The organism is Thomasclavelia ramosa DSM 1402 (assembly GCF_014131695.1).
Lineage (GTDB): Bacteria > Bacillota_I > Bacilli_A > Erysipelotrichales > Coprobacillaceae > Thomasclavelia > Thomasclavelia ramosa.
The window spans coordinates 2,038,443-2,062,841 of the sequence record NZ_CP036346.1; the positions used below are offsets into that span (position 1 = coordinate 2,038,443).

25 protein-coding genes and 1 other annotated feature are annotated in these 24,399 nt (G+C 31.9%); of the genes, 2 read left to right on the top strand and 23 right to left on the bottom strand.

The window, feature by feature from the left end; all coding sequences use genetic code 11:
* Nucleotides 1-99 precede the first annotated feature (99 nt).
* The 4 genes from EYR00_RS09910 to EYR00_RS09925 are packed head-to-tail and all read right to left on the bottom strand — an operon-like array spanning nucleotide 100 to nucleotide 2,410.
* Nucleotides 100-390 (bottom strand): hypothetical protein, encoded by a 291-nt coding sequence (locus EYR00_RS09910; RefSeq protein WP_003536575.1) that lies wholly within the window; start codon nucleotides 388-390, stop codon nucleotides 100-102.
* Nucleotides 390-1,325, bottom strand: a complete 936-nt coding sequence (locus tag EYR00_RS09915; protein ID WP_003536574.1) for a type I phosphomannose isomerase catalytic subunit — start codon at nucleotides 1,323-1,325, stop codon at nucleotides 390-392. Before EYR00_RS09915 ends, EYR00_RS09910 begins: the two co-directional genes overlap by 1 nt.
* Nucleotides 1,326-1,329: 4 nt before the next feature.
* Complete coding sequence (locus tag EYR00_RS09920; protein WP_003536573.1) at nucleotides 1,330-1,773, bottom strand: 2-thiouracil desulfurase family protein; 444 nt, start codon at nucleotides 1,771-1,773, stop codon at nucleotides 1,330-1,332.
* On the bottom strand, nucleotides 1,757-2,410 hold the full coding sequence (locus EYR00_RS09925) for an HAD family hydrolase (protein WP_003536572.1): 654 nt from the start codon (nucleotides 2,408-2,410) through the stop codon (nucleotides 1,757-1,759). The genes EYR00_RS09920 and EYR00_RS09925 overlap by 17 nt, the downstream gene beginning before the upstream one ends.
* 94 nt (nucleotides 2,411-2,504) lie before the next feature.
* Here EYR00_RS09925 and EYR00_RS09930 point away from each other — a divergent pair, with 94 nt between their 5' ends.
* Nucleotides 2,505-2,711, top strand: a complete 207-nt coding sequence (locus EYR00_RS09930; protein WP_003536571.1) for a DUF2273 domain-containing protein — start codon at nucleotides 2,505-2,507, stop codon at nucleotides 2,709-2,711.
* Nucleotides 2,712-2,726: 15 nt separating this feature from the next.
* Here the strand turns inward: EYR00_RS09930 and EYR00_RS09935 are convergent, their stop codons facing one another.
* Nucleotides 2,727-3,167 (bottom strand): RrF2 family transcriptional regulator, encoded by a 441-nt coding sequence (locus tag EYR00_RS09935; RefSeq protein ID WP_003536570.1) that lies wholly within the window; start codon nucleotides 3,165-3,167, stop codon nucleotides 2,727-2,729.
* Nucleotides 3,168-3,370: 203 nt separating this feature from the next.
* Here EYR00_RS09935 and EYR00_RS09940 point away from each other — a divergent pair, with 203 nt between their 5' ends.
* Nucleotides 3,371-5,818, top strand: coding sequence for a YhgE/Pip domain-containing protein (locus tag EYR00_RS09940; protein ID WP_003536569.1), 2,448 nt, complete (start codon nucleotides 3,371-3,373; stop codon nucleotides 5,816-5,818).
* Between the two features lie 184 nt (nucleotides 5,819-6,002).
* On the opposite strand, the gene EYR00_RS09945 is transcribed toward EYR00_RS09940, so the two are convergent.
* The 18 genes from EYR00_RS09945 to EYR00_RS10030 form a co-directional block, all read right to left on the bottom strand.
* Nucleotides 6,003-7,238, bottom strand: coding sequence for a D-alanyl-D-alanine carboxypeptidase family protein (locus EYR00_RS09945; protein WP_003536568.1), 1,236 nt, complete (start codon nucleotides 7,236-7,238; stop codon nucleotides 6,003-6,005).
* Nucleotides 7,231-8,133, bottom strand: coding sequence for a DMT family transporter (locus EYR00_RS09950; RefSeq protein ID WP_003536567.1), 903 nt, complete (start codon nucleotides 8,131-8,133; stop codon nucleotides 7,231-7,233). The genes EYR00_RS09945 and EYR00_RS09950 overlap by 8 nt, the downstream gene beginning before the upstream one ends.
* A 227-nt stretch (nucleotides 8,134-8,360) precedes the next feature.
* The gene (gene ileS / locus EYR00_RS09955) at nucleotides 8,361-11,090 is read right to left on the bottom strand and encodes an isoleucine--tRNA ligase (protein WP_022007778.1); all 2,730 of its coding nucleotides are present in this window, start codon (nucleotides 11,088-11,090) and stop codon (nucleotides 8,361-8,363) included.
* Nucleotides 11,091-11,130: 40 nt separating this feature from the next.
* Nucleotides 11,131-11,333 (bottom strand) — a binding site (T-box leader).
* Nucleotides 11,330-11,761 carry a DivIVA domain-containing protein gene (locus tag EYR00_RS09960; protein WP_003536565.1) on the bottom strand — a complete coding sequence of 144 codons (432 nt, stop codon included), beginning with the start codon at nucleotides 11,759-11,761 and terminating at the stop codon, nucleotides 11,330-11,332. It overlaps the preceding feature by 4 nt.
* Nucleotides 11,762-11,773: 12 nt before the next feature.
* Nucleotides 11,774-12,532: a YlmH family RNA-binding protein gene (locus EYR00_RS09965; RefSeq protein WP_003536564.1), complete on the bottom strand. Its 759-nt coding sequence runs from the start codon at nucleotides 12,530-12,532 to the stop codon at nucleotides 11,774-11,776.
* Nucleotides 12,533-12,567: 35 nt separating this feature from the next.
* Nucleotides 12,568-12,999 (bottom strand): cell division protein SepF, encoded by a 432-nt coding sequence (locus EYR00_RS09970; protein ID WP_003536563.1) that lies wholly within the window; start codon nucleotides 12,997-12,999, stop codon nucleotides 12,568-12,570.
* A 134-nt stretch (nucleotides 13,000-13,133) separates the two neighbouring features.
* On the bottom strand, nucleotides 13,134-13,373 hold the full coding sequence (locus EYR00_RS09975; RefSeq protein ID WP_003536562.1) for a YlmC/YmxH family sporulation protein: 240 nt from the start codon (nucleotides 13,371-13,373) through the stop codon (nucleotides 13,134-13,136).
* 23 nt (nucleotides 13,374-13,396) lie between these two features.
* Entirely contained in the window at nucleotides 13,397-14,173 is a 777-nt protein-coding gene (locus EYR00_RS09980) for a SigB/SigF/SigG family RNA polymerase sigma factor (protein ID WP_003536561.1), read from the bottom strand.
* A 48-nt stretch (nucleotides 14,174-14,221) separates the two neighbouring features.
* Nucleotides 14,222-14,917, bottom strand: a complete 696-nt coding sequence (gene sigE, locus EYR00_RS09985; protein WP_003536560.1) for an RNA polymerase sporulation sigma factor SigE — start codon at nucleotides 14,915-14,917, stop codon at nucleotides 14,222-14,224.
* Nucleotides 14,917-15,654: a sigma-E processing peptidase SpoIIGA gene (locus tag EYR00_RS09990; RefSeq protein WP_022007776.1), complete on the bottom strand. Its 738-nt coding sequence runs from the start codon at nucleotides 15,652-15,654 to the stop codon at nucleotides 14,917-14,919. The genes sigE and EYR00_RS09990 overlap by 1 nt, the downstream gene beginning before the upstream one ends.
* Nucleotides 15,655-15,736: 82 nt before the next feature.
* A complete protein-coding gene (proC, locus tag EYR00_RS09995; RefSeq protein ID WP_003536558.1) occupies nucleotides 15,737-16,513 on the bottom strand; it encodes a pyrroline-5-carboxylate reductase in 777 nt (258 codons plus the stop codon).
* A 49-nt stretch (nucleotides 16,514-16,562) separates the two neighbouring features.
* Nucleotides 16,563-17,657: a cell division protein FtsZ gene (ftsZ, locus tag EYR00_RS10000; RefSeq protein WP_003536557.1), complete on the bottom strand. Its 1,095-nt coding sequence runs from the start codon at nucleotides 17,655-17,657 to the stop codon at nucleotides 16,563-16,565.
* A 24-nt stretch (nucleotides 17,658-17,681) separates the two neighbouring features.
* Entirely contained in the window at nucleotides 17,682-18,941 is a 1,260-nt protein-coding gene (gene ftsA / locus EYR00_RS10005) for a cell division protein FtsA (RefSeq protein WP_003536556.1), read from the bottom strand.
* An 86-nt stretch (nucleotides 18,942-19,027) separates the two neighbouring features.
* A complete protein-coding gene (locus tag EYR00_RS10010) occupies nucleotides 19,028-19,795 on the bottom strand; it encodes a cell division protein FtsQ/DivIB (RefSeq protein ID WP_003536555.1) in 768 nt (255 codons plus the stop codon).
* 3 nt (nucleotides 19,796-19,798) lie between these two features.
* Nucleotides 19,799-20,713, bottom strand: a complete 915-nt coding sequence (gene murB / locus EYR00_RS10015) for a UDP-N-acetylmuramate dehydrogenase (RefSeq protein WP_003536554.1) — start codon at nucleotides 20,711-20,713, stop codon at nucleotides 19,799-19,801.
* Nucleotides 20,714-20,722: 9 nt separating this feature from the next.
* Entirely contained in the window at nucleotides 20,723-21,799 is a 1,077-nt protein-coding gene (murG, locus tag EYR00_RS10020; RefSeq protein WP_003536553.1) for an undecaprenyldiphospho-muramoylpentapeptide beta-N-acetylglucosaminyltransferase, read from the bottom strand.
* A gap of 28 nt (nucleotides 21,800-21,827) precedes the next feature.
* Complete coding sequence (gene ftsW, locus EYR00_RS10025; protein ID WP_003536552.1) at nucleotides 21,828-22,904, bottom strand: putative lipid II flippase FtsW; 1,077 nt, start codon at nucleotides 22,902-22,904, stop codon at nucleotides 21,828-21,830.
* 76 nt (nucleotides 22,905-22,980) lie between these two features.
* The gene (locus EYR00_RS10030; RefSeq protein WP_003536551.1) at nucleotides 22,981-24,360 is read right to left on the bottom strand and encodes a peptidylprolyl isomerase; all 1,380 of its coding nucleotides are present in this window, start codon (nucleotides 24,358-24,360) and stop codon (nucleotides 22,981-22,983) included.
* Between the last annotated feature and the right edge of the window lie 39 nt (nucleotides 24,361-24,399).

Below are 24,399 nucleotides of genomic sequence, written 5' to 3' on the forward strand. Positions count from 1 at the left end.
ACCTCACTTAATCGTTATCGTCAACATTCTATCACAAAGTTCCCATTTAGTCATTATTTCCGCCAATGATTTATTACATTATTGTTCAAAAAAAGTAGATCACTGATCTACTTCATATAGGCGGTATTTATCAAAATATATTAATAAGATATTCATAATAACTTCAATTGGCCAATAAACAAGAATAAAGACACTTAATCCAACCAATAAATCAAATTGCAGTACTGAAACCATATATACTGCTGGAAGTATTGCAACAATGATAGGAATGAACCCCATTCCCGAAGGAAACTGGATTTGCATCAACGTTCCACACTCAGGACATCTTTGTCTTGCTTTATAGGCAAAAGAAGCTGCTTTAAATTCATGATTACAGTTCGAACAATACATTATAATGTACAGATCATAACTGTCATTGTACCATCATATTCTACGGCATCTTGATCAGCACAAACTACAAAGTTATCGCCCATTTTTACACTATTCCCATTAATAACACCATTACCTTTAATAACAGTGACTAATTGGAATGGTTTATCATTAACAATCGTATTTTTACCAGTCATTTCGTATTTATTAACTGTAAAAAATTCACTTGATACCAACTTCGTCCTCGTTCCATTTTCAATTGCTGTTTCAACCATACTATCCGCCGCAAGTGGAACATATGGAACTGTTGCAACATCAATCGATTGTTGTACATGCAATTGACGTTCATTTCCTTGAGCATCTTTACGATGATAATCATAAACACGATATGTAATATCTGAAGATTGTTGTGCTTCATAAATTAATGAACCACTGCAAATAGCATGAATCGTACCTGAAGGAATATAGAAGAAGTCTCCTTCTTTGATATCAAATTTATTTAACAGATTGTCGTAGTCATCATTTTCAATCGCTTTTACTAACTCTTCTTTAGTCTTAGCATGGTGTCCCATTACCATTTTTGTTCCTTCATCGGTATTTAGAACATACCAGCATTCTGTTTTACCTAAAGAATTTTCATGAGCTTTAGCGTATTCATCATTTGGATGAACTTGAACAGATAAATCGTTACAAGCATCAATAATTTTTACCAATAATGGAAATTGGTCACCTTCAATATTAGCAAATAACTCTCGATGTTCATCCCATAAACTAGATAATGTCTTTCCAGCAAATTCTCCATCACTAATAGTGCAATCTCCATTTTTGTGAGCTGAGATTGCCCAACACTCACCAGTATTGTCACTAGGAATATCATAGCCATAAACATCTCTTAATTTATGACCTCCCCAAATCATTTCTTTAAAAACTGGATTAATTTTTAATACGTGTCCCATTTTTTTACCTTCTTTCTATGTATTTTAAAAATTCATCAATATTATCATCATTGAATACTATTATGCCATGTTTTTCTAGTAGTTGGCAAGTAATACCATCACCATTTATAATGGTATGACTAAACGTCCCATCATATATATAGTTTTTTCCACAACTAGGACTTTTTGCCTTTAACAAAACTACATCAACATCATGTTCTTGTAATATTTCTAAACTCTTTTGTGCTCCTAATCGATATTCCTTAGTCCAATCAACACCATTAATATCAACTACTTTTCCATCTCTTATCTCACAAGGAGAACGAGGAATACTCAATCCCCCTAACACTTCAGGACAAATCATTATTGCTTCATTTCGCATAACCATCTCTTTGACTAATTTAATTAATTTATCATCACCACTATAAGTGCATTTGCATCCTGCTAGACAACTACTTACACCAATCATTTATAGCCTCTTTAATTTCATTGGCATGATCAACAACAAGATCTGCACCATTTTCAAGCAGCTCCTGACGTCCTCTAAATCCCCATGATACGCCTATTGATCTAACCTTCGTATTTTTTGCAGTTAAAATATCAACGTCACTATCGCCTATATAGACGACTTCGTTTTTACGCACATCAAAAAGATTAATAACTAGATTTGTTAAACAGGGATCCGGCTTTTTAGGATGTCTAATACTACTACCGAAAATATATTTAAAACATCCTGGAAATAAAGTCTTAACAATTTTAACTGCATGGTCTTGCGGTTTATTAGTCACAACAGCCAAATTATATCCTTGATCAGCCAAAGTATTAATTAATTTTGTGATTCCAGGATATGGTTTGGTATTTTCTAAACAAATTTCACCATAAATTTCATCAAAACGTTTCTTTACAGCTGTAATATCCCCCTGATGATCAGCAGGTAAAGCCCGCTCAAGCAATTTTAATACACCATTTCCAACAAAATAACGATATTCATCAAGGGTATGCGTAGGATATCCTTTTTCTGTTAAAATAACATTAACAGTATTTGCAAGATCAACTAAAGAATCTATCAATGTACCATCTAAGTCAAATATAATTGTATTTATCATCTTATCACTCCATTATTTACGACAGTATTATAACACATATTTTACTTGTATGCGCACTTTGTTGTGGTATAATTTAGAATTGAGGAGTGAAAGGATGAAAGAAAAAAGTAGTGTATTTATGACATTAGGTACAGCTGTTGGATTAACGATCGCAGTTATTATTTTTGTTATTGGCTTTGTTAATAAAGAAACAAGTTCATGGAGCGCACTCTGGTTTATCGTATTTGCATTTATTGGACGTGTAATTGGATATGGCTTAGATCGAATTGTCGATAAAAACAATCAAAAAAAGCATGGTTAATATTTAAGGATTCGCTTAAGAATCCTTTTTTCGTTCTACCATAGCCATTTTTAATGTGATCGTTTTTAATTTTTCTTTATAACTTGCTTCTGCAGCATTAAATGCATCTAAAATCATCGCCTGCTTTTGATCCATGATTTCTTTTAATTCATTAACAAAAACACGTTCTACTAGTCCCGTTGCTTTTGCAAACGGCTCTTTACCCTCGATAGCCTCAAAAATATCCAGCAAAGTAATCTTATCAGGTTTCCGGCTTAAGCATACACCACCTTTTTTCCCTGCTTCAGATGTAATCAGCCCAGCTACAACTAATTGCCTAATAATTTTTTTTAAATAAGAATCAGAAACACCTAAACTATCAGAGATATTATAACTTTTTAAAGGTTTTTCATCATTGCTATGGGCGATAATTATTAATAAACAAATTGCTTGTTCGACACTATTTTTTACTTTCATTACTTCATTTCCCCTTTACTATATATTGTAACATTATTCGAGATTAATAATCTAGAAAATATTTTTTATAAATTGATTGACAAACTTATAGTAGATGATTAAAATATGCTTTATTAATAGATAAACTTTATCCATGGATAGATTATATCTATTAATATATTAAATTTCAAGATAAAACTATAATTTAATGGAAAGGAGAAAAAATGATAAAAAAAGAGTGGTCAGCATTTCGTAAAAATTGGTGGCTGAAAATAGTGGCCGTAGCCATCATTGCAATTCCAAGTATTTATGCGGGGGTATTCTTAGGGTCAATATGGGATCCGTATGGAAATACTAAAGAAATTCCCGTAGCGGTAGTTAATGAGGATAAAAAGGTTGAATATAATGATTCCACTTTAAATGTCGGTAAAGAGTTAGCAAAAAGTCTTCAAAACAATGATTCAATGGATTTTAAACTGGTTGACAGTAAAACTGCTGATCAAGGATTAAAAGACGGTGATTATTATATGGTAATTACTATTCCTAGTAATTTTTCTAAAAATGCAACGACATTATTAGATGCCCAACCACAAAAAATGATTTTAAACTATACTACTAATCCTGGCAGCAGTTACATTGCTTCTAAAATGGATGATTCAGCAATTGCTAAAATCAAAGCTGAAGTTTCTTCAACCGTAACTAAGACTTATGCTGAAACTATTTTCAATCAATTGGGAACAGTTGGAAGCGGCATGAGTGAGGCAGCTAATGGTTCTAATCAAATTAATGATGGGGCTAATCAGTTAATTAGTGGTAATAAAACTATTTCGGATAATCTTCAAGTATTAGCAACTAGTTCAATCACTTTTAAAGATGGGGCTTCTACCCTTACAAACGGGTTACAAGATTATACCGATGGTGTAGTAACTGTAAATAATGGTGTATATTCATTAAAGGATGGTATCAATTCTCTAAACAACGCTACTCCTGCATTATCAAGTGGAATAAATCAACTTGATAATGGAGCCACAGAACTTCAAACTGGAATAAGTCAATATACTGGCGGTGTTACTAGCGCTTATCAAGGTTCTCAAGCTTTAGTTAGCAATAATTCTACCTTAAGTAATGGTGTAGATACTCTCGCAGCCGGGGCAAGTCAATTAAAAGCTGGTAACCAGCAAATCAGTGATGGCTTAACACAAATGGCTTCACAAGTAAAAACATCTAGTATTTCTTTATCAAATTATACTACCTTAATCAATACACTTCAAAATAGTGGTAATGCAGACTATAAAAAGCTAGCACAAACAATTTTGGATACAGGTCTAAGTAAAGAAGAAGTTGAACAATACGGATTAACAAAGTTTGGTGTAACTGATGCTTTGCCTTCTTCATATCAATTGGTTCAGCAGATGAGTTCTAGTCTTAGTACGATGAATACAGCCTTAAATGGTGATACAACTACCCCAGGTCTAGCAACTGCTAGTAGAACTATACAAGCTGGTTTAAATAATCTTGATGCTTCAATTAGTGGTGGTGAATATACTAACACTGATGGTAGTAAAACTACTATTCCCACAGAGAAAAGTTTAAAAACTGGAATTAAAAGCTATCTTGCTGGAACAAGTCAAATCAATAGTGGCTTAGCTCAATTAAATGACAATTCAAGTTCTTTAGTAGATGGTGCCAATAAATTAAAAACTGGTACTTCTCAATTAGCTAGCCAAACACCAACTCTAACTAACGGTATCGGTGCCCTTGATCAAGGAGCAAAACAATTAGCTGATGGTACTAGTACTTTAGTAAGCAATAATCCAACTTTGCTCAGCGGTGCTGATCAGTTAGCTGATGGAGCTAATCAAATCAGTGACGGCGCTGGACAATTAGCAGCTGGATCAACTACTCTTGGAACTGGGTTAACCACCTTACAAGACGGCGCAAATACTTTAGCTACTTCACTTCATGATGGTGCAGAGCAGGTAAATAGTATTAACAGTAACGACAGCACATTTGATATGCTTGCTAGTCCTGTAGATACTTCTCATAAGGAAATTTCAACAGTTGAAAACAATGGTCATGGAATGGCTCCATATATGATGAGTGTAGGTTTATATGTAGCTTGTATGGCATTTACGTTGATGTATCCATTATTCAATGATGTTGAAAAAGCAGAAAGCGGCTTTAAATATTGGTTATCTAAAGCTTCAGTCTGGTTTACAGTATCTACAATTGCTTCAATTGTAATGATTGCATCATTGATGTTCTTCTGTGATTTTGCTCCGCAACAGTTACTAATGACTTTTATCTTTGCTGTAATTGTAGGAGCGGCTTCAATGGCATTAGTGACCTTGTTAAGTATTGTGTGTGGTAAAATTGGTGAATTTGTACTCTTAGTCTTCATGGTTATTAATTTGGGTGGTTCGGCCGGTACTTATCCACTAGAAACATCAAGTGCAATTTTTAAAGCAATTCATCCTTTTATGCCATTCACATATAGCGTTGATGGCTTCAGAAAAGTTATTAGTATGTCAAATGTTTCATTGAATACAGAAATAATTGTATTTGTAGGAATTATTATTATTTGCAGTTTATTAACCATTCTGGTTTATAATCATCGAATTAAAAAACCAACTCCATTAATTCCTCAAGCATTTGAAAATGTTAATGAATAAATAAAATCAATTTAGACAGTGTAGGATTCTATACTGTCTTTTGCTTTTAAAATACACTTTTTATCCCATTAAAATGACTTTTAATACCTTTGATTTTATAAACACATATTGGAACATAAAAACAGTACAATTTCTTGTACTGTTTTTATGTTCCACTCAAGTAAATGCATAAAAATTTAATTTCTCATCTTTTTTTCATTCTTAAAATCAGTATATAAATAATTACTAAAATAATCGCAAGACCATATGGAAACATAAAATCTTTAACTACTCCAAGGATGTAACTAAAAGTATCTTTTTCAATTTCTTTAGTAGTAGCATACTCTTCTTGATATAATAATTTGTCTTGATAATATACTTTTAAATCACCAACTTTTTCTCCCTTTTTAACAGGTGCTTCTAATTTTTTAAATGAGTATTTATATTCTAAATCATCTTTATTAAAATCATTTGGTAAAAAGGCACTAACGTCATTTAAATTTGTAATAGCTATTTTTTGTTCGTCCTTTGCTAAAGTTACATCTAACGTTCTTACTTTAGCACCCTTAGTTAAAATATTTTGTAATGAATAATGTTGCCCCACATAATTCATTATATCTAAAGTATCACTTACTGCAGCATGAGTTTTAACATCATTATTAACACTATGACCTACAATGGTAATAATTTCATTATCATTAACCCGATTTAAACTTGATAGACAACTCTTAGCCTCGTTTGTATACCCACTTTTACAACCAAGAATATCATCAACATTTATTTTTGCTCGTTTAGCATTATACATCGATTTATTAACCCATTGATGTAATCCATTTGAAGACGTTTTATAACGTTGAGCATATATATTTTTAAAATCTTCATTTTGAATTGCATATTGAACAATTAATGCCATATCATGAACTGTAGTATAATGATTTTCATCATGAATCCCGGTCGTATTTACAAAATGAGTATCTTTTAAATTTAATTTTTGTGCTAATTCATTCATTTTATCAACAAATGCCTCTTGACTTCCACATAAATTATTTGCTAGAGCTCTAGTTGCATCCGCCCCACTTGGTAAAATAGCGCCATATAATAAATCTTCATATGTAACTGTCTCTCCAACTTCAAAATTAGCTGAGGAAGCTCCAGTTTCCCATACAGTATCAATATCACTTTGTGTAATTACTGTTGTTTTCTTCATATCATCCATTAATTCTAAAGCAAGAATAACGGTCATTACCTTGGTCATACTCGCAGGATACATCCGTTCATCCATGTTCTTATTATATAAAACCAAACCACTTTTTGCATCAATTGCAACTGCATAATCACAAGTAAGCCCAATATCTTCACTATTTTCTAAAGCTCTTATCGGTGTTAGTGTTGCTATTAAGCATATTCCAACTAATAAAAACGATAATATTTTTTTACACATTCAATTCTTCCTCCCTGACATTACTTCGTTTTAAAAATGATAGTTTCGTTTCAGAAACAATAATTGCAACAAAAATGATAACAAATCCTGCAATAACTTTTAACGTAAGTACTTCTCCATATAATAGAACTGAAAATATTACACCAAATACAGACTCAAGACTTAATAAAATCGCTGCATTACACTCACTCACAAGATTTTGACCAATATTTTGACATAGTAATGTTAGCGCAGTAGCAAAAAAAACTAGATAGCCAATCTGCAAGATCACACTACTGTCAATTTGTTTTATCACTGTAATATCTTCAAATAATAATGAACCAAACAAAGCTAAGATCGCAGTCATTCCAAATTGTAGTGTGGTTAATTTAATAGGATGCATCTCTTGTGAATACTTTTTTATCGCCAAGATATGTAAGGCATAAAAAAATCCTCCACAAATAGTTAAAAGATCACCAGTATTCATTGTCAAATCACCATCTAAAGAAACTAAAGCAACTCCTGATACACAGAGTAAAGCTGCAACAAAGTTATAATTATCAGGTCGTTTATGATAGAATAACCAAACTAAAAAAGGTACAATTGCACAATAAATAGCAGTTAAAAATGCATTTTTCCCTGGGGTTGTCATTGTCAGACCTAATGTCTGTATCAAATAAGCCAAAAATAAACAGGTTCCTGTAATCGCACCCCCTTTTAAATCACGAATACAAGTATCTTTAATATATTTATAAAACATTATGATCATTACTAATGTTGCCAATGTAAACCGAACAAATAACAGGACATTAGGAGTTAAGAAATCCACTGCACTTTTCATAACAATAAATGAACTCCCCCAAATCAAGGCTGCTAATAACAACAAAAATGACCCTTTAAATTTATCACTTTTCATTTGAACCCTCCATACATACTTGTTTATTTTAACACTTTCGACCTATTTCAACAATATTTATTTAATAAAACCCCATTAAACAGCTACTTTTTCTATTTTAGTAATAACTATTGCAATAAAAAAAGTAATCTAAATCGAACAGTCATCCTTGGCTATCCAAGATCAGAGATGCAGTCCAATTTATATGATTACTTTTAGCTATACTTATTTAAACTTAGAGATTTTATCTATCCATTGATTACAGCATGACAACGAGGGCACAATTCGCCTTCCATTTCATCTTCATCAAAATAGTTCCAACATCGTGGACATTGATGACCTTCGAACTTTTCAACTTTGATATAAGCGCTATCAAATTCTTCTAACGAAGAATCTTTCACTAACTCAACTTTAGCAACAATAAATAATTGTTTTAAGTCAGCAAGCATTGAAGCCATTTCCTTAAATTCATCTTTTAATGAAATCGTCACTTTTGCTTCCATATTTGATTTTATAATTTTTTCATTTCTCAATCCTTCTAAAGCTTTCATGACATCTTTACGAAGCTCTAGGAAACGATCAAAATGAGCTTTTAATTGATCACTGTTAGGCATATTGATCATTTCAACATTAGGTTCTAAGAAAATTGAATCAGCCTTATTATCATCACAATGGAAATGATCATGTAATTCTTCAGCAGTAAATACTAGAACTGGTGAAATCAATTTCATCATTGCTTTAGCATGATAATATAAAACTGTTTGGACTTGTCTTCTACGAAGACTATCGGCTTTTTCAATATAAAGAATATCTTTAGTAAAGTCCATATAGAATGAGCTTAATAAATTAGTAAAATAATTTAAAATTAATTGATTTGCTTCAGCAAAATCATAATTATCATAAGCTTTATGATATCCTTTAATCAAGTCATTTAATTGAGCTAGCATATATTTATCAACATCAGCCAAAGCTTCAACTGCAACTAGATCAGCTTGTTTAAAATCATTTAAGTTTCCTAATACGAAACGCATTGTATTTCTAATTTTACGATAATTTTCAGAAATTTGTTTCATAATATCATTACTGATTCTTACATCTTGCTGGTAAGCTACTGAAGTTGCCCATAATCTTACAATATCAGCTCCATATTGGTTAACTAATTTAATTGGATCAACAGTATTACCTAATGATTTAGACATTTTATTGCCTTTGCCATCTAAAACAAATCCATGTGATAAAACTGTTTTGTATGGTGCACAACCATGAGCTGCTGTTCCAACAATCAGTGAAGAGTTAAACCAGCCACGGTATTGATCACTACCTTCAAAATATAAATCAACTGGATAACGATATCCCCGTTCAATCATACATCCAGTATGGCTGGAACCTGAGTCAAACCATACATCCATAATATCTTTTTCTTTTTTAAAGATACCATTTGGTGAATGTTCATTTATATATCCTTCTGGTAATAAATCTTTTTCATCACGTTCAAACCAAACATTTGAACCATATTTTCTAAATAAATTAGAAATATGTTTAAAAACTTCTTCTTCCATAATCGGTGTTCCATCTTCACAATAAATGATTGGAATCGGTACTCCCCAAGATCTTTGACGAGAAATACACCAGTCACCACGATCTTTAATCATATTATAAATACGAATATGTCCCCACTCATTTAACCAGTTAACTTTATCAATCTCACTTAATAATTTCTCTCTGATTTTATCAACTGAACAGAACCATTGATCAGTCGCTCTAAAAATAATTGGTTTTTTAGTACGCCAATCATGTGGATAACTATGTGTAATAAATTCAAGCTTTAATAAAACTCCTAATTCATCTAGTTTCATTGTAACTGTTTTATTTGCATCATCTACATATTGACCTTCTAGCCATTCACCACAGTCTTTCATCATACATCCATGTTCATCAACGTTACAATATGCTGGTAAACCATATTTTTGTCCGACGAAAAAGTCATCTGCTCCGAATCCTGGTGCTGTATGAACGCAACCAGTCCCCGCCTCAGCAGTAACATGATCACCTAAGATCACTAATGATTCACGATCATATAAAGGATGTTGACAAGTGATTAATTCTAACTCACTACCTTTAAAGTTTTTGATTACTTTATACTCAGTAATTTCAAATTTTTCCATTAATGAATCAACTAATTCATTTAGAACGATTAATTTTCCTTTAGTTGTTTCAATCAGTGCATAATCGTAACGCTCATTTAAACAAATTGCCAGGTTTGCAGGAATAGTCCAAGGTGTAGTTGTCCAAATAACAAAGCTAGTATCAGTATCTAAGATTCCTTTACCGTCTTTAACAGCAAATTTAACAAAAATAGTCGGACTCTTAATATCATGATATTCAATCTCAGCCTCTGCTAAAGCTGATTCACTTGATGGTGACCAATAGACAGGTTTTAACCCTTTAAAAATTAATCCATCCATTGCCATTTTTGCAAATACATCAATTTGATTAGCTTCAAACTCGGGCATTAAAGTCAAATATGGATGTTTATAATCAGCAAATGTCCCCATTCTGATTAATTGTTCCATTTGTTTATTTACTTGCTCATGAGCATATTCATCACATTTTTCTCTAAAAGCCGCTGTAGACATTTCTTTACGATTTACCCCTAATTTTTGAATCGCATTTTCAATTGGTAATCCATGCGTATCCCAACCAGGAATATATGGCGTATAGCGTCCCTCCATATTATTGTAACGACAGATAACATCTTTGATTACCTTATTTAACATATGTCCCATATGCATATTACCATTGGCATATGGTGGACCATCATGAAAAACAAAATCTTCTTTCCCTTTGTTTTGCTCAATTACTCTTTCGTACATGTTCTCTTTTTGCCAGCGTTCAACATACTTAGGTTCTTTTTTAGGAAGATTCCCACGCATTTCGAACTCAGTTTTTGGCATTAATAGTGTGTCCTTATAGTTCATTTCTTTTCCTCCAAATAAATTAAAAAACGTCCTTTCAAAATAAAAGGACGAATAATTCGCGGTACCACCTTAATTCGTATTTTCCAATACGCACTCAAACATCTTAACGCGATTAACGGCAACCCCTACTAATTTCAAGGTGCTACTCCAGAGTGATCCATTATAATAATAGTTACTGATTTTCACCATCCATCAGCTCTCTACAAACATCTTACTATAAACTGTCTCTTTCATCGTATTTAGTTATCTTCATCTTCTTCGTTAATAAGATTAAAGACTTCCGAATTATCGATTGAATCCAAAATATCTTGGGACATTTTTTGAACCGATGAACGGAATTTAATTGCCTGATCTTTAAAATCATTCATCTCACTAGATAAACTACGAACATAGTCCAATGATTCTTTTAAGATCATATTGGCATTGCGTTTAGCCTTATCAATCAATTCACTTGCTTCTTTTAAGGCTAGACGAGCAATTTCTTCATTAGTTTTTTCGGTAATATTGACACGATGCTGCAATAGCGAGTTTTGTTCTTTAACATGATCTAATTCATCTGTTAAACTAGCAACTTGCTGCTTTAGTGATGCTAACTCAGCTTGATAATCATCTATTTTACTATCAACTTGTTGAACACTATAGCCCCTAAATTGCTTTTTAAATTCACTCATCGTCTCACTCCCCTACTTATAAAAATACCCTTCAACGACATAATTATCCTGTTTAGTTCGTCGTTTAGTATCGACAAATTTAACTCTTCCATGACGTCTTAACGATATTATATCACTATTATTACACAAATAATTTATTTCTTCAACTTCTTTATGATTAACTTTTACAAAACCTGATTGAATATAACTGACAGCCTTGCTTCGAGGCACTCCATATAAAGTTGAAACAACTTTATCTAAACGAAATGAGGAGACAATAAAAGTTTTACTTATATATTGATGTTTAATTGTAATAATCTCTTCACTCTCTAAAATTTTAACTTTACTACGTTTAATTTTAATTAAGTTATTTTTTACATACTCATAGATTTTTGCATCCATGGCAACATAAAAATTATCCTCATACTCATAAATATCCCCAAATAATTCGCGTTTAACCCCTAAAGACATTAATGCTCCTAAAATATCTCGATGATTCAATGTACCAAATGGTTTTGCATAACTTATTTTAGCTAAAACTATTTCAAAATCTTCTTTTTCAATTTGATAAAATGATGGTGCAATAATCAAACGTTTCATTTCACTATCAACCATTCCACCATCTTCAATAACAATCAAATCATTTTGATTCCCTACAATGCTATAAACAATTGATTGATGATATGGATTTAAAAATTTAGTTAAAACAAGTCTTTGTTTATATAGAGCTTGATCTTTAAACTCTAATACCTTTTTAACAAAAACTTCTTCACCTTTAAAATGCTCTATCATAATTAAAAAGTATTAGCTAAGCTAATACTTATCTATTATTCTTCAGATTCATCTTCATCTAAATCAATTGTCCCAGAAACACCAATGTTTTTAGGAGTACATAAGAATATTCTAGGTCCAATTCTTTGGATGTCTCCTTCAATTGCAAAGATAACTCCGCTTAAAAAATCTACAACTCGTTTAGATTGTTCTTTTTGTAAACGATGCAAGTTAACAACAGCAGCTTTCTTTTGCTTTAAATGATTTGCAATATCTTGAGTTTCTGCAAATGCCCGTGGTTCAAATAAAATTAATTGGCTATCTTTATTTGCATTTAAAGCTTTGATTGCATCACTTGTTTTAGAAAACTTTGCTTGCTCAAATAAGCTTGTTTTAGGTTCTGTATCAATCTCTACATCTTCATATTCTTCAACTTCGTCACCGTCTTCGTCAAAAAACCATTTTTTTACTTTTTGTCCGTATCCCATGAAGTGGTCCTCCTTAATTTATTACTAGTATATTATAGCACAATAAATCCGTCCATAAAAGGATAATTACTCAACAAACTGCTGGTTATTTAAAAGATTTTATTAAAATAGTCAAATGCTTAAACATTTGACTATTATGGCTCAATCGATACAAGAATCACATCGCCACCAATGCTCACTACACATTCAATTGGAATAACAATACATGGTGCTTCTTTAAAAAAACATAATAGTTTAAAAAAGCTATATTTCTCTACTACAATTGCCTGTATACATTTACCGCACCAGTCAATTTCAATATCGCTGATAAAACCAATTTTGCAGCCATCAACGACATTGATCACGTCTTTAGACTGCAGTTTTACAAATCTCATCGAATCACCATTAATATATATGCTTATTTTAGATAATTATGTAAATTATCTAAAGCTTTTCTTTCGATTCTTGACACTTGAGCTTGGGAAATAAATAATTCCTTTGCAATCTCACTTTGGGACAACCCCTCAAAATATCTTTGTTTAATCACACGATGCTCTTTTTGATTTAATGATTTTAAAGCATCATATAAATCTATTGTTTCATTTGTTCTTGATACAACTGTTTTATCATCTGTAATCGAATCAATCATCTTTAAATTATTACCATCATCATTTTTAACTTCTTCTTGTAATGAAGAAACACTGTTTGTTGATAACAGCGCTTCAATAACAGCACTTGGCTCAACTTCCAGTTCATTAGCTAATTCATTTATCGTTGGTTCACGATTTAATTTTGTTATATAGCTATCTTTAACCTTTAAAACCTTATACGCTAAATCTCGAATTGAGCGAGAAATCTTGATTTGATGGTTATCACGAAGATAACGTTTCATCTCACCAATTATTAGAGGAACTGCATATGTTGAAAATTTCAAACCAAAACTAGTGTTAAAATTTTCAATTGCTTTAATCAGCCCAATCATTCCAACTTGAAATAAGTCATCCATGCTATCTTCACGACCATAAAAACGTCTTGCCATTGATAAAACTAACTTAGTATTATCGTTAACTAATCTGTCTTTTATCGCCTCGTTTTTAGTAGCTTGGTATTCGTCTATCAATTTATAAGTTTCATCGGTTGTAAGTCTTTTTTTCGGTTCTTGATAACCATTTATAATAACTTGATAATTACTCATATTTGCCTTCTTTCAACTCTATTTTTAGCAAATATGACAAATTTATACTTATTTTATTTCATTATAATTTAATTTATTACGTAATTTTTTGATTATTTTCTTTTCTAATCGTGAAATATATGACTGTGAAATTCCCATCATTTTAGCAACATCCTTTTGCGTCAACTCATCATAATTCATTAAACCATAACGAAACATCAAAATTTCCTTTTCACGTTTGGATAAATCCTTAAAAGCCTCATAAAACATTGCTTTTTGATCACTTTGTTCCAATTCATTTTTAACAATATCACTATCTGTTCCAATAATATCCGATAACAACAATTCATTTCCATCATAATCAATATTTAATGGTTCATCTAAAGATATCTCGTGACGCAATTTATTATTTTTTCTTAGAAACATCAAAATTTCATTTTCTATACACCGTGATGCATAAGTAGCTAACTTAATATTTTTATCAGGTTTAAAAGTATTGATTGCTTTAACTAAACCAATCGTTCCGATACTAATCAAATCTTCTATTCCACCATTTTGCGTCGTATCATAGCGTTTTGCAACATATACAACTAGCCTTAAATTATGCTCAATCAACAAATCTCGAGCATCATTATCACCAGCTCCCAACTTTTCTAAAGCTTCCTTTTCTTCAATACCTTTTAATGGTGGTGGTAAGATATCATGCCGTCCAATATAATAAAGATATTTAGTTTTATTTAATATTTTTAAAATAAATTTTATCATTATAAAATTCCTCCCATAAGTGATTTATTTAATAAACAATCATATTGTATCCCGGCAATCACCCCGACATAGATATCTTGTAATCTCTGATTATTAATTATAACCTGATCAACTTTGATTATTTCAATAATATCTTCACGTAAATCATTTAATTCTAAAACATCGATTACTTCATACTCATCAATAATTTTTTGATTAATTATGATTAAAGGAAAACCCTCATAGTAAACTTCATTACCACTATCAAGAAATCCTTTAATTGTATAACTATGTTGCTGGTAATCCAATTTCATTACATATAAATAGTCATCAATTCTTATTTTTCTTTTTAAATAAACAATAAACATAATCTGCATCAATACAACGAGCAAGCTAACAATAAATAAACCAATGCTACTAACATTTACTGGTGAAATTAAGATTCCATTATAAATAAATGCTTCTGGAATTATTGAACTAGCGAATAATAATAATGAAAAATAAACAAAAATAAAAATTGGATAATACAGAAATATTTGGCGTTGATATAGACATAAAAAAACAACTGCCCAGATCAATATAATTAACCAACTATAACTATCTAAGTATAATAGTAAAATTACTCCACTTAAGTAAAAGCTATGTTTAATAACCATTAGATACGACATTTCCTTACTAATTAAAATCGCCATCATTTCCAAAGCAACCAAAATAATTAAATAGTTTGTTAGATACGTCAGTTCAATATATACCTCCATCTTTTCACCCCTAACTATCATAGCGCTTATCTAAGCAAAAAAATGTCAAGAAAAGAAAAAAGGATCTTGCGATCCTAATATTTTAATTTGATTCTTTAATTGCTTTTAAAACAGCATTTCTAAAGCCATTTTCTTCTAAAGTTTCGACCCCTTTGATAGTGATCCCCCCAGGCGAACAAACTTGATCTTTTAAAATACCTGGATGTAACTGTGTTTCTTTTTGCATCATTCCAGCACCGATTAAAGTCTGACTAGCTAGTCTATAAGCAACATCTCTTGGTAAGCCTAAGCGTACCCCACCATCTGCCATTGCTTCAATAAACATATAAACAAACGCTGGTCCACAACCACTAATACTTCCTCCGGCTTTCATTTGATAACTTGGTAAAATTACTACTTCTCCAATGCTTGAAAACATCTCAACAGCATAATTTAGTTCATCTGCAGTTAGCGTATTTTCTTGTTCAAATAAAGTCATTCCATTCATTACCAAAGCTGGTGTATTGGGCATGATCGTCAAATGTCGTGTTGAATCCAATAACAATTCATTATACATTTCATTATCGTAACCAGCAACAATTGAAATAATTGCCTTATTATCTAATTCGTCTGTAATTTTAGCGACTACATCTTCAACAACATTTGGTTTAACTGCAATTATCACTATGTCAGCCATAGCAACTAATTCTTTTTCACTAGTACAAACATTTATTGAAAAATCAGTATGCATCTTTGTTAGTTTATCATTATCTATATCGAATGCATAAACATTTTCACCTTCAACAAAACCACTTTTAATAATCCCGCCAGCAATAGCACCGGCCATGTTTCCCATACCAATAAATCCTATTTTTTTCATCTAAATTATCCCCCTTTGCAAAATAAGCTAACCTTAGTTAGCTTATTAATTAAACTCTTCTATTTTTTATAAATGCTGGTGGAAAATCACCGTCATCATCGTCTTCTTCATCTTCAAAACGCGCTGATAAAGGTACAACATCTTCAACACTGCGTGTTTTTAAAACGTTTGGACGTGGTTCAAAATCATCATCGTTTTCCTCTTCAAAACCTGTTGCAATAACAGTGACGATAATATCATCATCTAAATTTTCATTGATTGCAATTCCTAAATATGTATTAATATCATCACCAACTTCTTGAGAAATCGTCTCAAGAGCAATATTTGCATCAAATAATGAAATATTTGGTCCACCAGTTACATTAATAATTGCATCTTTAGCACCCGCTACAGACACTTCTAATAATGGCGAAGAAATAGCACGTTTTGCAGCCTCTTTCGCTTTATCATCACCAGAAGACATCCCAATTCCAATTAAAGCATTACCGCGATTTTTCATAACCGCAGAAACATCAGCAAAGTCAAGATTAATAAAAGCAGGAATAGCAATTAAGTCAGTAATTGTTTGAACCCCTTGACGTAAAACATTATCAGCTTCTCTGAATGCTTCTTGCATTGGACGTCCACCGATCAATTGTAATAAACGATCGTTAGAAACGGTAATAATTGAATCGACGTTAGCACGTAATTCTTCAATCCCTGAGATTGCTTGTTTTTTTCTTTTCATTCCTTCAAAAGTAAATGGTTTTGTAATAACCCCAACTGTTAAAGCACCTAATTCACGAGCAATTTTAGCAAATACGGGAGCAGCCCCAGTACCTGTTCCACCACCCATACCAGCAGCGATAAAAACCATATCTGCACCTTCTAGCACTTGACGAATTTCTGCTTCTGATTCAAGAGCTGCTTTTTTTCCAATTTCAGGTTCTCCACCAGCTCCTAGACCTTTTGTTAAATCTCTACCTAATTCAATTTTATTAGTAACAGGAGAACGTTTTAATACTTGCAAATCAGTATTTGCAACATAAAATTCTACTCCAGCTACACCCTCTTCTACCATGCGGTTTACGGCATTATTACCACCACCACCAACACCAATTACTTTAATTCGTGCTACTTGTTCAAATCCTAATTCTTCACTCATGACAATATATCCTCTCTTTTTATATTAATCTTCACTAAAAAATGAATCTAATAGTTTTGACATTTTACTTCCTTGTTTTGAAGGCGCTGACTTTGTCAACCCTTTAAATCTAATTGCCATTGTATTTGTCACATCCGGCAATACTAATGAAGGTGTATAATCACCAACAACCTGTTTTCTTTCCATTAAGTAATAAACCATCCCAATTGCAGCTACTAATGACATATCACGAGTTCCAATCGTATCAGGACGATAGATTCGAACGGGACATTCTAAAACCTCTGTAGCAATAGTATCCAGCATTTCCAGCTCTCCACCACCACCAACGATTAAAGTTTCATATTTACTAATATCATCAATAACTGAAATCTTTTCTTTAATCTTATTCATTACTTCATAAGCTGTTTCATTTAATAAATCAGCCAAGTCCTGTTGTGTATAATCACGTTTTTGTTCATCAACAAAGGTTGTATGAATAATATCATTCTGACCTTGTGTTACATCTAATGAACCATATTTAATTTTATAAGCTTCTGCCTGATTCATTGATATCTGCATATTTTGGGCAATTTTACGAGTAAAATCATACCCTCCTACTTGGCAAACTGTCAAGTATTGTAAATATCCATCTTTATAAAATGAAACTGTCGAAGTCTTATAACCCATATCTATCAATAAAGCACCTTCTTGAAGATATACTGCATCAAAAGCCTCTTTTGCGCATGCAAACGCATTGATAGTAATATCAAGTACTTCCACACCGCATTTTTCAACTACCGAAATATATGGGTAAAGCAACTCTTTACTAGTAGTAATGACTAAAGAATCAACGATCAAATTTCTTGAAAGTTCCCCTAAAGGCGCCTCAACGGTTGCTCCTTTATCACTATGATAGCGAACTGGAATAATTGATACTACTTCTTCATCCTTAGAACGTTTAAATTTTGATGACAAACGCAATACTCTAACTATATCATCAGTAGATACTTTAGACCCAGCATCTGATAAACTAATGCTGCTGTCACTTTGATATAATTTAGCTTTTATGGTTGGAATTGTTAAAGCGACGCTCGTAATCTTAGATTCTAGAAAAGCCTCTGCTTCATCAATCAGTTTTCGTATATCTCTAATTAAGATACGATCATCTTCTATAATTCCCTTTTTCACTCCGTGACTAGGAATCGTTTTGACAAACAGTACATTGACATTAATGTTATTTACTTCAGCAACAAGAAACTTTAAGGTTGCACTACCGATGTCTAAAACAGCGTAAATATCTTTCATCACGTATCCCCTTTTCTTAGTATATATACAATATTAGCATAAAAACAGTTATTTTTAAACTCCTTTAAGCAATCCCGTAGAAAAAATTAATTATGAACATAAACATACTTCCCGACAAAATCATAATACTTATAATCTGGGAATTCTTCCATCTTTAAAGCATAATTATCGCCCTTTAATTGTACTGCCATATCATCATATCGCAAGTATAGAATTTTACCATCATCCATGATAAATTCACAACGTTTATCGTCAAGATTTTCAGGCGCATAATTAATATCTGAAATTTGATTAACTACTTGAGCGGGAATTTTTGCAAATTCCTTTGCAAAAGCTGCAAAGCGATCATAATCAAAACCATTTAATTTTGGACACCGTTGTACATATGTAGTTAATACTCCAGCCTCATCTTTAGTTACACGGCCAGTTTCATCAACAACATACAATATATTATCAATCGTACATTGACCAATCGGGTCAGCTTCAACTACTTTTATTTTAACATGACCAAATAAATCTTTTGTAACCTTGGCATCCTTAATTAGCGATGTTTTTTTAATGGCATTTTCAGCTGCATCCATACTTTTAAAGAAAGTATAATCCTGATGCAGTTTTATTTTTGAAGCGGTAATTATTTCTTCACTACTCACACGATTATTACCACTAACAGTTATTGTCTGTAAACGACTATAATCACTGACAAAAAAAGCAATAATCAATCCTATAACTAAAATTACAAAAATGACACGTCGACGCCTTTTTCGCTTCTTTGCCTTTTGTTTCTTTAAATAAGCAAGAACTTGATCGCGATCATAATCGTTATATATATTCTGTTGTTGCTTTCTTTTTGCCATACACTACTCCCAATTAATCAATCCAACCTCACGTCTTAACTTAACTCCAAATTTTTCATTTACTTTCTCTTGTACTAACATAATCAAATCATAAATATCTTTAGCACTGGCATAGCCATTATTTACAATAAAATTAGAATGTTTTGGCGAAACTTGAGCTCCTCCAATTTCATAGCCTCTTAAGCCACATTCATCAATATACTGCCAAGCTGGTTTATCTTGCGGATTTCTAAATACACTTCCGGCACTTGGCATATTCCAAGGTTGTGAAGACATTCTTCGTTCCTTACGTTTATCTAAAACAGCTTTAATCTCATCAGGACTTTTAGCAGTCAATTCAAACGTTACTTCCAAAACAATCAATTTTCGATTATCTTGACAAATTGAATGACGATAAGAAAAGTCCATCTGTTCATTATTAAAAGTAACAACTTCATGCTTTTCATTTAATAATGTGACCGTCTTTACTACACTTGCCAGGTCATACTTATATGCTCCAGCATTCATATATATTCCACCACCAATTGAGCCAGGAATCCCGCCCATAAATTCAAAACCGCTTAATCCAATTTTAGCAGCTTGATATGATAATGAAATCATTGGTACACCAGCTTGAGCAATCATCGTCGAACCATTGACCTTAATCTCATTAAAACATTCGTTGAGAGAAATAATTAAGCCCTCATATTCACGATCAGAGAATAATAAATTTGAACCCCGACCGATTACTAAATATTTAACCCGATGCTTACCACAATATTTAATTGTTTTAATCAGACTATCAACATCTTTAACTTTTAAATAAATACGCGCTGGTCCTCCGACTTTATAAGTGGTATGTTTATACATCGGCTCATCTTCAATCATCTCACCAACATCTAATTTTTCTAAATCTTCTTTAACTTGAGAAAATTTCATTCTATACTCCTACATTTCTTTAATTAATTTATAAATATCTCTACATGCATTTGGTTTACCAAGAGCCTTGGCACTTTTTTGCATACTCTCTTGAACAATTTTATTCTCTAAAATATAATCCACTTTTTCCACAAAATCTTTACTATTAAGATTTTCCTCTAAAATCATCATTGCTGCATTACGATCAGCTAATTCTCGAGCATTATACTCCTGATGATTAGCGGCAACATAAGGACTTGGAATTAAAATTGCTGGGATCCCTACCGCTGTAATTTCTGCCAGCGTAGAAGCACCAGCACGAGAAACAACCAAGGTTGTATTCTTTAATACTGATGGCATATCATCAATATACGGTACTAATTTAATATTCTTATTTAACTTTCCTAATTTTGTTTTCATCTCTTCAAAATAAGGCTTCCCAGTTACATAAAGCACTTGATAATTCTTTTGTTCAAAAGTCTTTAATGATTTTAACATCATTTCGTTAACAGATTTTGAACCCAATGATCCCATTACAATAGTCACTAAAGGAAGATTTTTATTTAGATGATATTTTTTAAAAATATCATCTGGTTTGATTGAGGCAATTACACTAGCACGTGGATTCCCTAATTTATAAGTTTTATCTTTGGGAAAATTCTCATATGCTTTATCATAACAACATACGATTTTATCAACATTTTTAATTAAAATTTTATTTGTTAAACCAATAATTGAATTTTGTTCATGAATCATTGTTTTATATCCTAAGCGATTAGCAGCTTCAACAACACTAGCACTAGGATAACCACCAAAACCAATGACAATATCCGGTTTGAATTTTTTAACTATTTTTTTCGCTGTAAAAATTGATTTAACAAAAATAGCAGCAGCAATCCCCTTTTTAATAGGATTTCCAACTAACCCGCGAACATTTAAACCAATATATTCATAGCCTTGTTGAGGTACTACTTCTGATTCAATACGATCCTTAGTTCCTACAAAAAGAAACTCACTATCTGGTTCTACTTCTTTTATATATTCAACTAAAGCTAAGGCAGGGTATAAGTGTCCACCTGTGCCCCCAGCTCCAACTATTACTTTCATCATCTCACCTCTAGACACTAGTATAACATTAATATGTTGATTTTGAAATATTTAATACAATTCCAATTGCAATAAGCGTAATCGTCAATGACGATCCTCCGTAAGACATTAACGGCAAAGTTACTCCCGTTACTGGAAATAAACCGACAACTACTCCAAGATTGATCAAAGTTTGAATTCCAATCATTGAAATAATTCCAATCATTAAAAAGCTGCCAAATAAATCTTTTACTTTAGTTGCTTGATTAAAGACAGTTACAAACATATAACCGTACATTCCAACTAATAAAACGCCCCCAATCAATCCAAATTCTTCTAAAAATATAGCAAAAATAAAATCTGTTTGTGGTTCCGGTAAATAAAAATGTTTTTGCACACTATTATTAAAGCCTACTCCTAAAATCCCCCCTGGTGCAATCGCATAAAGTGACTGAATAATTTGGAAACCACTTCCTAAGGGATCGGCAAAAGGGTTTAAAAAAGCTACGATACGTGCTAAACGATATGGAGCCGAAATAATCATAATAACGATTCCAATTACCCCTAAGATCCCTAACATAACAAAATATTTAAATGGAAATGGACTAACGATCAACATCACTACAATTGAACAAGCCATTACAACACCACTACCAAAATCAGGCTGAAGCATAATTAAACCAAACCCAAGTCCCAAAATCAATAACAACTTCAAACTAGCTTTTAGTTTCTTTAATTCATGATAATGATTGTTAATATAGTTTGCACTATAAATAATTATCGCAATTTTAAACAGCTCAGATGGCTGCAACGAAATAATACCTAAATTAAACCATGAGCGCGACCCCCCGCGAACTGCTCCAATCCCCGGAATCAAAACTAAAATCATCAAGATAAAAGACCCAATCAAAAGTTTATTTGCATTTTTTTGATAAATATGATAATCAATCTTTGAAAACACAAACATAGCAATTATACCAATAACAGCAAAAATTCCTTGTCGTTTAATGTAATATAAAGAATCATTAAATTTATATCCGGCCCAAATATTCGAGGCACTATATACCATCATCAACCCAATTATCACAATTATTAAAACTGTAACGACCACTCTTCTACGTTTCATATACTTACCTCCATTTTAAGTATATGAAAAAATATTTTAAGAAATGAAAAAAAGCTTATCATTCCTGATAAACTTTTTATTTAATCATAACCTTGATATTCCTTTTTAAATCATTTAACTGCTTATCATACGTTGCTTCTTTAGCTAATACCTTTGCTCTTTCAAAATAATCAATTCCTCCAAATCCTCTAAAATATACAATGGTATAACCATAATTACTCATTAATACTTCCAAATCTCCAACTTGTCGAGATTCATCAAAAACCCAATTTGCAATTTCAATAGTACTATCCCCTTTAGATATATTGTCATAATCTCCCTGATTGTTCTTATCATCTGCATATTTACTATTATATTCATGAAACTTATCAATCGATCTGTCAGTATTATTCATAAAATCTTGTAGCAAATTGTCTGCAAATTCTTTACATGTATTCATTTTTTCGGTTGTCAAATTATCAGTATCTGTTTCTCTAGCATCTAAATAAACTGTTGAAATACTAGCTTGTCGATAAACAGGCTGTTCTCTAGCCACCAGCATAACTACATCAATACTAGAATCCCCTTCAACTACTTTAACACTATTAATTGGTAATGCCTGATCAAATAATACGGATTGCAAATATTCAGGTAAATCTGATTTTCTTAAATCTTGACGTAGACTCAAATCATTATTTTGATAATAAATTTTTTTATCATCACTACTATAATCAACTGCCATCTGTTTAAAATCTGCCTCACTACGAATCTTTTGGGCAAACTCATCTGCTTTTGCTTTATCATCCTTAGCAAAAGCAAAATAGCGAATATTGATCGTATCAATATCATTTTTATTAGCTAGATAATATTGCTCCACCTCTTCATCAGTTGGTTCTTTTAATAAAACTGCTGCATATCGTGAGGCCAGATTAGATTCCTCATAATAACTGATTAAATTATCCTTTATTGCCTCTAAACCAAAGGTTGAATGGAGATAATCTTCAAAATCAATCTTATTTTCTTTACAATAACTTTCTAGTTCACCAAATGTTGAGCGAGCTTTCTTTTTATCATCAGCATTTATTTGATAACCAGCAGTTTTAGCACCTCTTACCAATGCCTCTACTTCTAAAATATCTTTCTTTGCCTGATCAGCAAAATAATATTCCCATGATTTGTCTGTATAACCAGTAACCGTACAATCTTGATTTTTTAAATCATTTATATCCTTTTCAATATTAAAATCAACTATACTTGCATAATCATCACTAAAAGCACTGTAATATTGGTTTAAATATTTAGTCAAAGCGCGACCATAGAAAAACTCAAATTTTGCTTTTGGCACCTCTTTATCATCTAGTTTCATTGTATGGCCAACTTTCAGATTTCCTAAATAATTATTTTCTGGTTCTTTGGAACAACCTATTATCAAAGCTGCCAGTACTAGCAAAATCATTAATTTTTTAAGTATTTTCATATGCTCACCTCAATTAATTATAGAGGTATGCTGAACCAT